General features: G+C 56.8%; 8 protein-coding genes. 5 read left to right on the plus strand and 3 right to left on the minus strand.

The features are described 5' to 3' along the window. From lpxA to lpxB, 3 genes are read left to right on the plus strand one after another with little or no spacing between them, the layout of a single operon-like run. On the plus strand, nucleotides 1-798 hold the full coding sequence (gene lpxA / locus F0155_RS12575) for an acyl-ACP--UDP-N-acetylglucosamine O-acyltransferase (protein WP_150524871.1): 798 nt from the start codon (nucleotides 1-3) through the stop codon (nucleotides 796-798). Continuing rightward, nucleotides 799-1,674, plus strand: coding sequence for an LpxI family protein (locus F0155_RS12580; protein ID WP_150524872.1), 876 nt, complete (start codon nucleotides 799-801; stop codon nucleotides 1,672-1,674). It abuts the gene before it with no gap. 9 nt (nucleotides 1,675-1,683) lie between these two features. Then, complete coding sequence (gene lpxB, locus F0155_RS12585) at nucleotides 1,684-2,877, plus strand: lipid-A-disaccharide synthase (RefSeq protein WP_150524873.1); 1,194 nt, start codon at nucleotides 1,684-1,686, stop codon at nucleotides 2,875-2,877. Nucleotides 2,878-3,083: 206 nt separating this feature from the next. Here lpxB and F0155_RS12590 read toward each other — a convergent pair whose 3' ends face one another. The 3 genes from F0155_RS12590 to gltX form a co-directional block, all read right to left on the minus strand. Further along, entirely contained in the window at nucleotides 3,084-5,492 is a 2,409-nt protein-coding gene (locus tag F0155_RS12590) for a methyl-accepting chemotaxis protein (protein WP_208999254.1), read from the minus strand. A 181-nt stretch (nucleotides 5,493-5,673) separates the two neighbouring features. Further along, nucleotides 5,674-6,966 (minus strand): citrate synthase, encoded by a 1,293-nt coding sequence (gltA, locus tag F0155_RS12595; RefSeq protein WP_150524874.1) that lies wholly within the window; start codon nucleotides 6,964-6,966, stop codon nucleotides 5,674-5,676. Nucleotides 6,967-7,223: 257 nt separating this feature from the next. Beyond that, a complete protein-coding gene (gene gltX / locus F0155_RS12600) occupies nucleotides 7,224-8,645 on the minus strand; it encodes a glutamate--tRNA ligase (RefSeq protein WP_150524875.1) in 1,422 nt (473 codons plus the stop codon). 128 nt (nucleotides 8,646-8,773) lie between these two features. On the opposite strand from gltX, the gene F0155_RS12605 reads away from it, so the two are divergent. Then, on the plus strand, nucleotides 8,774-11,080 hold the full coding sequence (locus F0155_RS12605; protein WP_161599808.1) for a ComEC/Rec2 family competence protein: 2,307 nt from the start codon (nucleotides 8,774-8,776) through the stop codon (nucleotides 11,078-11,080). A 142-nt stretch (nucleotides 11,081-11,222) separates the two neighbouring features. Next, entirely contained in the window at nucleotides 11,223-11,942 is a 720-nt protein-coding gene (gene lexA / locus F0155_RS12610) for a transcriptional repressor LexA (RefSeq protein ID WP_150524877.1), read from the plus strand. The last annotated feature ends 77 nt before the right edge of the window (nucleotides 11,943-12,019 follow it).

Consider the following 12,019-nt stretch of genomic DNA (forward strand, 5'->3'; position numbering starts at 1 on the left):
ATGGCTGACATTCACTCAACAGCGATTGTTGAAGACGGAGCCCGCCTCGGCGAGGGCGTTCGGATCGGACCATACTGCGTTGTCGGTCCAGAGGTGCTGCTCGGGGACGGCGTGGAGCTCAAGTCTCATGCCGTTGTCGCTGGCGACACCCATATCGGCTCGGGCTGCGTGATCTTTCCGTTCGCCTCTATCGGGCATCAGGCGCAAGACCTGAAGTTCAAGGGCGAAAAGGCCATCCTTCGCATTGGCAACAACTGTACCTTTCGTGAAGGTGTGACCGTCAATGCGGGCACTGAAGGTGGCGGTGGGTCGACGACGATCGGCAACAACTGTGCGCTGCTCGCAAATTCCCATGTTGGACATGACAGTCATCTTGGAAACGGGATCGTCATGTCGAACAACGTGATGATCGCCGGACACGTCACCGTGGATGATAACGTAATCTTCGGCGGTGGATCGGCAGTTATTCAGTTCACCCGTATCGGTACGGGATCGTTCATTGGCGGTCTGGCGGGACTTGAAAACGATCTCATTCCCTTTGGCATGGTCACTGGAAACCGGGCCAGCCTTGGTGGCCTGAACCTCGTCGGTTTGAAGCGCAGAGGGGCTCCTCGCGAGCAAATTCATGCGCTCCGCTCAGCTTATCGCGAATTGTTCGAAAGCGACGAGGGAACGCTGCGCACACGAGCCGAGAAGATCGCCCAGGACATGGCTGACCAGCCTCTGGTCAAGACCGTGATCGATTTCATTCTGGATAAGGACGACCGCCGGTTCTGTACACCGCGAAGCGGGGACTGAATGAGCGGGGCTGTCCCCCAGATGTCAGATTCGGGCCGGATCGCGATCATCGCGGGTAACGGTGCGTTGCCGGATCAGGTTGTTGCCTGCCTCCAGCAAGGTGGTCGCGATCATCGGGTGATCGCGATAAGGGGCGAAGCGTCGGACCAGGTTCGTCGCACGGCCGCCATTGAACTTGGCTGGGGTGAAATCGGTCGCCTTTACAAGTTTCTCGAAAGGAACGGGTGCGAGGAGATCCTGCTGATTGGCGGAATTTCAAAACGCCCGGACGCCATGTCCTTTCTGGGCGATTTTGGAACGCTTCGGCGGTTGCCCAAAATCCTAAAGGCTCTGATTGGCGGCGATGACAGCCTTCTGACCAAGGTAATCGGCTTGTTTGAGGTCGAGGGATACCGCGTTGTGGGGATCAGGGACGTGGCAAAAGAGCTTCTTGCAACACAGGGGATAATCGGCAAACACAAGCCAAGTGAAGCGGATCTGCGCGACATGAAGCTGGCTTTGGAAGCCACCCGCAGGCTTGGTGAGCTGGACATTGGGCAGGCGGCCGTTGCCGTTGGTGGCCGTGTCGTGGCTTTGGAAGGGGCTGAGGGTACAGACGCCATGCTGGAGCGGTGTCGGGATCTGCGCGCCATCGGTCGCATTCGCAGCAGAGGCGCTGCAGGTGTGCTGGTCAAGAGCGCAAAGCCCAATCAGGATCTTCGTGTAGATCTCCCGGCGATTGGACCGAGAACCATCGAGCTTGCTCATGCAGCTGGCCTTGCCGGTGTAGCCGTTCATGCCGGAAATGCCCTTGTATCCGAACAGGAATTGACCTTGAACAAGGCGGACGAACTGGGGTTGTTCGTATACGGGTTTGATCCCGACACCCAAGCATGAGCCGATAGAATGACCGAAGATGTGCGCCGCCTGACCATTGCGATTGTGGCTGGTGAGGAATCCGGGGACGCGCTGGGAGCGGAACTGATTGCAGCGCTCAACGCGCGGCTGGAGGTCAAGCCGCGTTATATCGGCACAGGGGGGGACCGAATGGCCGCTCTCGGTCACGAGAGCCTTTTCCCGATCAGCGAAGTAGCGGTCATGGGCCTGACCGCAGTCTTGTCGCGTCTGCCAAGGATCGTGAAGCGTATCTATCAGACTGTCGATTCCATTGTAGAGGCCAGTCCGGATGCTCTGGTGATCATCGACAGCCCGGATTTCACCCACAATATCGCAAAGCGTGTGCGCAAGCGTGCGCCCCACATCCCGATTGTCGGCTATGTGTCTCCGTCGGTCTGGGCATGGCGGTCGGGCAGGGCGCGCAAGATGAGTGTCTATGTCGACGACCTTCTGGCGATCCTTCCTTTCGAGCCGGAAGTCCACAAACGCCTTGGCGGACCTCCCACGCATTATGTCGGCCACCCCTTGAGCGAAAACGTTGCAAGGCTAAGGCCTTCCGAGGGAGAGCGTGCTGAAATTTCGGGCACCAAGAAAACACTCCTGGTGCTTCCGGGAAGCCGCTCATCGGAAGTTGGCCGTCTTCTGGAAACCTTCGGCGAGACTGTTGCGCGGATAGCTGCGCAAACTCCTGACCTTGAAGTCCTTCTGCCAGCCGTAAAGCATCTGGAACCCCGTATCAGGGAAGGGGTCAAAAACTGGACTGTCCAGCCAACACTCGTGGTGGGGCAGGAAGATAAGCAAGCCGCCTTTCGAAAGGCGCACGCCGCTCTCGCTGCATCTGGCACGGTGTCGCTGGAATTGGCGCTCGCAGGCGTCCCCATGGTCGTGGCCTACAAGCTGGACTGGTTCTATCGGCGGGTGAAAAACCTCAACCAGCTTCTGAAATTTTCCGGCGTCACGTCGATGGTGTTGCCGAACATCATTTTGGAAAAAAACATCATACCGGAATATCTGGATGATGATGCAAATCCGGTCGCTCTTTGTGAAAAAGCACTGCCTCTCCTGAAGGATAGCGCCGAACGTCGTGCGCAACTGACCGCCTTCGAGACCCTCGACGACATCATGCGCCTGCCAGATGGAGCAAGTCAGAGCGGTGCGGCAGCAGAAGTGGTGTTGAAGCGTATCGAGCTTGGAGCCCGATAATCAAAAAGCCCGCCGAAACGGCGGGCTTGAGGTTGATGGCAAACTCATGCCCCTCTGCAGTCATCCTCGGTCTTGTGCCGCGGATCTAATGAACTCAACGGCTTGCAGATGCTCCGGACAGGCCCGAGCATGACGACAGTAGAAACACCCAGCTTTGCCCGCAACCTTGAAGTCCGCCGAACGGTCGGGCTCTCGTGTCTTTGAAGCTAGGCCGCAGCGACTTCTTTCAGGAATGTCTCTACCTCGCGTTTGAGGTCATCGGTGCGTGCGGACAGCTCGCTGGATGAATTCAGAACCCGATCAGCAGACGCCGAAGTCGTTTCAACGTCTTCAGACAACCCAGCCATGTTCTGGGTAACCGCACCGGTGCGTTGAGCAGCCCGTTGGACATTGTCGGAGATTTCGGCCGTAGCTGATCCCTGCTGCTGCACGGCTGCAGCGATCATGCCGGTATACTCATTCACTTCTTCCATGATCCCGGTGATTTCGGCAATGGCAGTAACCGATTCGCTGGTCGCGCCCTGGATAGCCGTAATTTGCGAGCTGATCTCTTCCGTTGCCCGGGACGTCTGGGCGGCGAGTTCCTTGACCTCCGCAGCGACCACTGCAAAACCCTTGCCGGCTTCGCCTGCGCGGGCAGCTTCAATAGTGGCATTCAGGGCCAGAAGGTTCGTCTGTTCTGCAATCGCCTGGATGAGGCTGACAACCTCTCCGATCTTGGTGGCAGCAGATGCAAGGCTCTCGACCTTCTTGTTCGTCTCGCGCGTTCCTTCGGTGGCACGGCCGACTACTTCGGTCGTGTGGGAAACCTGACGGGAAATCTCGGCGATCGAAGCGCTCAGCTCTTCCGCAGCACTGGCAACGGTCTGGACGTTTGTCGACGCATCATTTGTTTCAGAAAGCGTCGCCTCAGCCCTCCGGGAACTTGCCGATGCGGATGCCCGCAAGTCGAGGGCCGTGCTGTCGAGATCGCCGGCGGTGCGTGCAACTACTTCGAGCAGCTCGCTCGACGTTGCCCTGAACCCGTTGATGAGGGCGTCAATCCGTTCCTGACGCGCAATGCGCTCTGCTTCTTCCTGTGCTGCTACGTCCTGCAGGCGGGTTCGCTCCAGTGCATTGTCACGGAACACCTGCACGGTACGGCTCATGTCGCCGATCTCGTCCAGACGGTCCGTCTCATCGATATCGATGGCGGTATTGCCCTTTGCCAGTTCTTCCATGGTTTTGGTCGTCCTGCGAATGGGACGTGTCACGAGGAAGTTGAGCGCGATAGCAAGGCCAACACCTGCCATGATGGACAGCAGCACGGTGAGGCCGATCGTGCTGAGGGCCTTGCCGCTCGACGTTTGTGCGGCAAGTGTCTGATCCTGCGAAATCTTGGAGATCATCGCCTGAACTTCGCCGGCAAGGGACTGAAGCTGGTTGCTTTCGTCCATCAACACGGTGCGGCTGTTCACCAATTGGCCAAAGTCACGTGCAAAGGCTTCGATGGAACCGCCCAGTTTACCGGCTTCCGCCTGTACCGCCTCCATGGTGGCTGCCTTGGCGGCCAGATTTTCATCGATCTTCCAGAGATTGTCGATTTGCTGGGAAACGCGGGTCTTGTTGATCCCGGTCGGATCCATGATGAAATCGAGCGTCGCCACTTTCAGCGACAGGGCATTGGTGCTCAGCGCGTTCGCCACCACCGATAGCGAGGCAACTTCATCATACTTGCTGTTGGCTTCTGCAGCCTTGGCATAGGCGGTATCAACCGTTGCCGTTGCCTGATGGCGAATTTCCTTGGTCAGCGCGTCAATCTCGCCGAAGCTCTTCTTGGCTTCATCGGTGAGATCGAAAATCTCGATATAGTCCTTGGTTTGCGACAGCTTCATGAGGGTTCGCGCCAACTGCATGGTCTTCATGCTGACATCGGACAAGAGCGCGGTATCGACGCCATCCAGTCGCGCCATGGAGAGTTCTTCCGAAACGGGAACAAGTTTCAGAACACCATCCTTTACGGCAGTGATCTGCTGTGTGTTGTTGCCCGCAGTGACAAAGGCCGTGCGAAGGGTGAGGACCTGCTCTTGAAAGTCGGAAGCAGTCCGCCCCACTTCGTTCGCTATAAACAGAACGTCCTGCGTCGCCTTGTTCTCGGAGCTGACGGCCTCCCGGATCTGCTCGGCCGAAACAGCAATTGAATGGGCGATGCCTTCAAACTGGTTGAGCGTGGTTTCAAGATCCCGGCGGTTCTGTGTCTGGGTTGCCTTCAGATTGATGATGCGTTCAAAACTCGACTGGAAGCCTGCAATGGCAGCAGAGGCGGATTCGATGGACAGTTGGGAGCCGGGGTCATCAGCCAGGCGGGTTTTCAGGGTGCCCAGTTCGCTGTTGAGGGCCGAGAGACCTGCCAGTGTAGCATCAGCCGCCTTCTGGTCCTGACTGCTCAGGAACGAGGCTCGGTCTTCAGACAGCTTTTGCAGATGCGCAATCGCGCTGGTGGAGTGGCCGGCAACTTCCATCCGGTCTGTCAGGTTATGAACGGCATAGGCACCAACACCACCAACAATCCCGGTCAGGGCCAGGACAGTGGCAAATCCACCACCGACTTTGTGACCAAATTTGAGATTGCTCACGAACTTCTTGATTTGCATGTTGACCCGCATACGACTGAGAACAAGGACTAAATTGGATGCCGGGATGCTAGTCGTAGCGGCTTAATCACTAGTAAAAATTGTTTAGTCCTTGTTTTACAACGCATAAAAGAAAAAAGGTGCCCTAGGGGCACCTTTGGTGTTGTAATCATTGACGATTTTATTATCGGCGCTGAGTGATCGGAACATAGTCGCGCTGGGGGTAGCCGGTGTACAGCTGGCGCGGGCGACCGATGCGCTGAGACGGGTCTTCCACCATTTCCTTCCACTGTGCGATCCAGCCAACAGTACGGGCGAGAGCGAACAGAACAGTGAACATGTTGGTCGGGAAACCAAGTGCGCGAAGCGTGATGCCCGAATAGAAGTCGATGTTCGGGTAAAGCTTCTTTTGGACGAAATATTCGTCGTTTAGCGCAATCTTCTCAAGTTCCATCGCAACGTCGAGAAGCGGGTCGTCCTTGATGCCCAGCTCACCGAGAACCTCGTGAGTGGTCTTCTGCATGATGCGCGCACGCGGGTCGTAGTTCTTGTAGACCCGGTGACCGAAGCCCATCAGACGGAACGGGTCGTTCTTGTCCTTGGCACGGGCAATGTATTCCGGGATGCGGTCAACGGAACCGATCTCGGAAAGCATGTTGAGGGCCGCCTCGTTGGCGCCGCCGTGAGCAGGGCCCCACAGGCAGGCAATGCCGGCAGCAATACATGCGAACGGGTTCGCACCGGAAGATCCTGCAAGGCGAACCGTGGAGGTCGACGCGTTCTGCTCGTGGTCTGCATGGAGGATGAAGATTCGGTCCATGGCGCGGGCCAGAACCGGGTTCACCTTGTAATCCTCGCAAGGCACGGCAAAGCACATGTGCAGGAAGTTTGCGGCGTAATCCAGGTCATTGCGCGGATAAACGAACGGCTGACCGATATGGTACTTGTACGCCATCGCAGCGATTGTCGGCATCTTCGCGATCATGCGAAGCGACGCGATCATGCGCTGGTGCGGATCGGCAATGTCGGTGGAGTCGTGATAGAACGCCGACAGCGCGCCAACGACACCGACCATGACAGCCATCGGGTGAGCATCCCGGCGGAAACCGGAGAAAAACTTGCTCATCTGCTCATGGATCATCGTGTGGTAGGTCACACGATTGACGAAGTCGTCCTTTTCCATCTTGTTCGGCAGTTCGCCGTACAGCAGAAGGTAGCAGGACTCCAGGAAGTCTCCGTGGTCTGCCAGCTGTTCGATCGGATAACCGCGGTAAAGAAGCGTGCCTTCGTCACCGTCGATATATGTGATCTTGGATTCGCAAGAAGCGGTCGAAGTGAAGCCAGGATCATACGTGAACATCCCGCTGTCCTTGTACAGCGAAGAGATGTCTACAACAGACGGGCCAATCGTGCCGTCCTTGATCTCGTATGTGTGGTTTTTCCCACCAGCCTGGAAATCAGCTTTTTGTTCGGCCATTCAGGTAACCCCCTTTTCTAGCACTCACTGTATCGTCTGGAAGGCCGATGGCTCGGGCAAAAATATGTATTGCTGAGCATCACGCCGAACGACGCAGGAGGAATGGTTGCGTCTTGCCTATCCCATTTGCCGCAGTGCCGCAAGCTGGCGGGCCTAACGCTTTCGTCAAAGGCTCTTTTCCAGATTCGGCATTCGCCGAACCGGGTATTTCTCGGAAATGGTGGCTTTGCAAAACAAAGCCACCAATACGCCTCGCGTCAGCCTCGAGCCTGATCGGATATCCTTCCAATCGACTCCTCACGGCCAAGCGCTACAAGAACATCATAAATGCCGGGGGACGTTCCCCGACCGGTCAGGGCTGCGCGCAAGGGCTGTGCAACCTTGCCCAGTTTCAGCTCCTTGCTTTCCGCATACGCCTTTACAGCGGTTTCAAGAGGCTCCGCATTCCATTCAGACACGCCGTTGAGAATTTCGGCAAGGTCTCTCAGGATATTTCTGGCATCTTCATCCAGAATTTTTTCAGCTTTCTCGTCAAGATCAAGCGGACGTTGACGCCACAGATAGGACGCGCTTTCCGTCAACTCCACGAGTGTCTTTGCCCGCTCCTTCAAACCCGGCAAGGCGCCAAGGGCAATTGCTTCATTGGCTAAGATCCAGTCGAGAATCGGTTTTCCGCCATCGACATGGGCCAGATAGACCTTCCAGTGCTTGAGAAGTTCTGCGTCGTCGGTCGCACGCATGTAATGACCGTTGAGGTTCTCAAGCTTCTTGAAATCGAAACGGGAAGGTGACTTTCCAACGGAACCGAGGCCGAACCACTTGATCATGTCCTCTGTCGACATGATTTCCTCATCCCCGTGGCTCCAGCCGAGACGGGCAAGGTAATTGCGCATGGCCGCCGGCAGGTATCCCATTTCGCGATAGGCTTCTGCACCCAGTGCGCCATGGCGTTTGGAGAGTTTCGCGCCGTCCGGTCCATGGATCAGCGGAATATGCGCCATGCTGGGAATGGTCCAGCCGAGTGACTGATAAATCAGCTTCTGCTTTGCCGAGTTCGTCAGGTGGTCATCGCCGCGCACAATGTGGGTGACACCCATGTCGTGATCATCGACAACAACGGCGAGCATATAGGTCGGAGTACCGTCAGAGCGCATGATGACGAGGTCATCGAGATCCTTGTTCGGGAACACAACGCGGCCCTGAACCTCGTCCTCGACGACAGTTTCGCCATCGAGCGGCGATTTCAGTCGGATCGCCGGAGCAACGCCATCGGGAGCCTCGGACGGGTCGCGGTCACGCCAGCGGCCATCATAGCGCGGCGGGAGGCCTGCAGCGCGCTGCTCTTCGCGCATCTGGTTCAGTTCTTCTGCGGTCGCATAGCAGCGGTAGGCCGCGCCGGAGGCGAGCATCTGGTCAACCACTTCACGGTGGCGTTCAACCCTGCCGAACTGGGAAACCGGCTCGCCGTCCCAGTCGAGTTCCAGCCATGTCAGGCCATCGATGAGGGCATCTACTGCATCTTGCGTGGACCGGGCTCTGTCGGTGTCTTCGATGCGCAGAAGCATCTTGCCGCCATTGTGCTTGGCCAGAAGCCAGTTGAACAGGGCCGTGCGGGCACCGCCGATATGCAGGTAGCCGGTGGGTGAGGGGGCAAATCGCGTGACGAATTCTTCAGCCATGGTGTCTTTTGAAAGTCTCTGCCAATATGGAAAGGGAGGAGGCGGGAGCGCCCGGTTGGCGAGGTCTTAGCACAGGCTTGGCCCCGGCTAAAGTAGGCGTGTTTCGCCCGCAGCGCGGCAGCGGGGATTTGACCGAGGAACGGGAACTCTACCGAGGCAGTATTTTGCGGAAGGCTGGTCCTTCCGAGCCCCATCTTTCCCGGAGTAAAATAGTTGGCCCTGCGGAGGCAGCCCCTTGGAATATCTGGCTGCGTAAACTCGCCCGCGATGAACCGGTATCTGCTTTTGCTGATCCCTCCCGTGGCAAGAGCCTGACAGATCATCTGCACCTCAATCGCTTGCTGCTTGCTGCCATCGCCTTTGCAGTCGGCATCTGGGCCTATTTCGCGCTGCCCGAAGAACCGGCGAGTTTTGTTCTTCCTGTTTCAGCCCTTTGCGCGTCTTTGTGGGCCTTTGTGCAGTTCCGAAAGGGAGGTGTGGTCCGGTTTGCCATGCTTGTTGCTGCATTTCTGCTGGGCGCTGCCGCTGCAGATCTGCGAACCGGGTTCGTCGCAGCCCCGCGCATTTCAGCTCCTGCAACATTTCAGCTCTCAGGGTGGATATCGGAGATTTCAAAAGGCCATCGCGGCAAACGTCTTGTCGTCAGCGTTGTCAGGATGAAAGGTCCGGATTACGCGTTGTCGAATGGGGTCCCGGACCATGTTCGCGTAAATGTCCCCAAAGACAGTGCAGTTGATGTCGGCGAGTTCGTGTCTATGCGGGCACGTCTCTTTCCTCCTGCCGGTCCTGTATTTCCCGGCGGTTATGATTTTTCCTTTGTTGTCTATTTCGACGGATTGGGTGCCAGCGGTTATTCCTACGGGCAGCCGAAAGTCGCTCAGGCGGAGGAAGGCCGCCCGCTCTTTCATGTCGCGAGGAAAATGCTTGTCGATGTCAGAGGGGGCATTCGGTCGCGACTGGAAGCCCTTGGACAGGATGAAGCCGCAACTGCATTGATGGTGGCGTTGCTGGTCGGGATCAGGGACCTCATTTCGGAGGAAACCGAAGAAGACCTTCGCATTGCAGGTCTGGCACATATTCTGGCTATATCCGGTCTTCACATGGCGCTCTTTGCCGGAGGGGCGTATGCAGCCTTTGTTCTGGTGCTCTCCATCAGTCCTGCGCTCGCGCTGAACTATCAGATCCACCGCTTTGCGGCAGTCGGGGCGCTGATGGCCGCGACGCTTTACCTGCTGCTCTCTGGTGCCTCGGTGGCAACGCAGAGATCCTATGTGATGATCATGCTGGTTTTTCTAGGAATTCTGGCAGGACGCAGGGGGCTGACGCTCAGAAGTGTTGCGCTTGCCGGACTGGTTCTGCTTCTGATGGCACCGGAAAGCCTGTTTCATCCGGGCTTTCAAATGTCATTTGCTGCCGTTCTCTGCCTTGTCGCAGCCTATGAGAGCCTTCGAAATATTGGCAGTTCAGCTTCGCTCATCGGGTCGGCAGGTCAGCGCCTTGGACAAGGTTTGCCTCGATGGATAGGAACAATCGCAAAATGGTTGGGTGGCCTTCTCGTGACATCGCTCATCGCTGGACTGGCGACCGGCATAATTGGTGCGCACCATTTTGGCCGGATCGCGCCCTACGGGTTGTTGGGCAACGTGCTTGGCATGCCGATCTTCACGCTGGTCGTGATGCCGATGGGGTTGCTGACGCTTCTGCTGATGCCTTTCGGGCTTGCGTCCATACCGGTCTGGGGCATGGAATGGGGCCTCAAGCTGCTGCTTGATATCGCCCGTTACACATCCTCCATGGATGGGGGGAGCGGCATCGTTTTGCCTCCCACGGCATTCACGACACTCGCTCTCTTTTCTGGCCTGTTTTTGTTGCTGTTTCTTCCCGGTAGAACGCGCGGCATTTCTCTGCTGTCGATCGGCCTGGGTGTCTTGCTCTGGGTTTTGGCTCGACCTGCGGATGTTCAGATCGCTGAAAGCGGTACAGTTGTGGCTGCGCGTGACGAAACGGGCCTTATGAGAATCTCGACCACGCGCCAAAGTCTGCGTTCGGACATGTGGAAGCAGCAGGAGGGCCTCGCTGCCGGAGAACCGAACTTCCCGAAAATGAACAAGGACCAGCGCAGGTGCGACGACGAAGGCTGTGTCATCAAAGCCTATGCACCAGCTGCCAGAGGCAGGCCATATTTGATCGCCTTTTCCAAAACTCTCGAAGGAACTCTGGAAGATTGCAAAAGGGCAGACCTTGTTTTCACCGAACTGGATCACGCCCCTGAAAATTGCGGCATACGGGTCTATGGGCGAAATGACAGAACGCTCACGGGTGCGATCTCCTTGTGGCTGTCCGCTGAACCTGGGGTCGAATCCGGGTTCGTCAGCACACAAGTTGAACGTATGAAGAACGCAAAATCCGTCCCGCCCAGACCTTGGCACCAGTAGGCGAGCTGCTATCTCCTTGTTTCATAATTGTTCATTTTCGCCAAAAAACGCGGAAAGCAATCCTTAACTGTTGTAGAACACAGTGAGAACAGTTATTCTATGTTCATGATTTGTACCGTTGAGTGGTGCTGGAGATTCGGTGATGCTGACGCGTAAGCAATATGAACTTCTCATGTTCATTCATGAACGACTGAAGGAAACCGGTGTTCCGCCCTCGTTCGATGAAATGAAGGACGCGCTGGATCTCCGCTCGAAATCTGGCATCCACCGTCTGATTACGGCTCTTGAGGAGCGAGGCTTTATTCGCCGCTTGCCGAACCGTGCCAGAGCCATGGAAGTGGTCAAATTGCCCGATTCGATATCACCTGGCCTCGGCGCACCACGGCCAAGGGGAAGCTTCTCGCCGGAAGTGATCGAAGGCTCCCTAGGCAAGCCTGTCGAAAGAACCGAACCTCTAGCAGAGAAAATCAGCGCGCCGTCCACGATGGAAATTCCGGTCATGGGACGTATTGCTGCTGGGGTTCCGATCGAGGCGATCCAGACCCACAGTCACACAATCAGCGTGCCGCCGGAACTGGTGGGCAAGGGCGAGCATTATGCTCTTGAAGTGCGCGGTGACTCCATGATCGAAGCGGGGATTCTAGACGGGGATACGGTGTTGATCCGCCGGTCCGATTCTGCTGACAGTGGCGACATCGTGGTGGCTCTTGTTGATGACGAGGAAGCGACTTTGAAGCGCTTGCGCAAGAAAGGTGCGTCGATTGCACTCGAGGCGGCGAACCCGGCCTATGAAACCCGGATATTTGGTCCCGGACGTGTAAGGGTTCAGGGAAAATTGGTGGCGCTGTTTCGCCAGTACTGATCTTTAGTGACCATCGCTGCAGCGTCAAAACCGGTTCTCCCGATAGGGTGGGCCGGTTTTCTATTTGTGAACTCTGT

Source organism: Roseibium sediminis (assembly GCF_008711325.1).
Lineage (GTDB): Bacteria > Pseudomonadota > Alphaproteobacteria > Rhizobiales > Stappiaceae > Roseibium > Roseibium sediminis.

Coding starts and splice junctions, on each gene's coding strand:
- lpxA (WP_150524871.1), top strand. CDS start 1: ATGGCTGACATTCACTCAACAGCGATTGTTGAAGACGGAGCCCGCCTC.
- F0155_RS12580 (WP_150524872.1), top strand. CDS start 799: ATGAGCGGGGCTGTCCCCCAGATGTCAGATTCGGGCCGGATCGCGATC.
- lpxB (WP_150524873.1), top strand. CDS start 1,684: ATGACCGAAGATGTGCGCCGCCTGACCATTGCGATTGTGGCTGGTGAG.
- gltA (WP_150524874.1), bottom strand. CDS start 6,966: ATGGCCGAACAAAAAGCTGATTTCCAGGCTGGTGGGAAAAACCACACA.
- gltX (WP_150524875.1), bottom strand. CDS start 8,645: ATGGCTGAAGAATTCGTCACGCGATTTGCCCCCTCACCCACCGGCTAC.
- lexA (WP_150524877.1), top strand. CDS start 11,223: ATGCTGACGCGTAAGCAATATGAACTTCTCATGTTCATTCATGAACGA.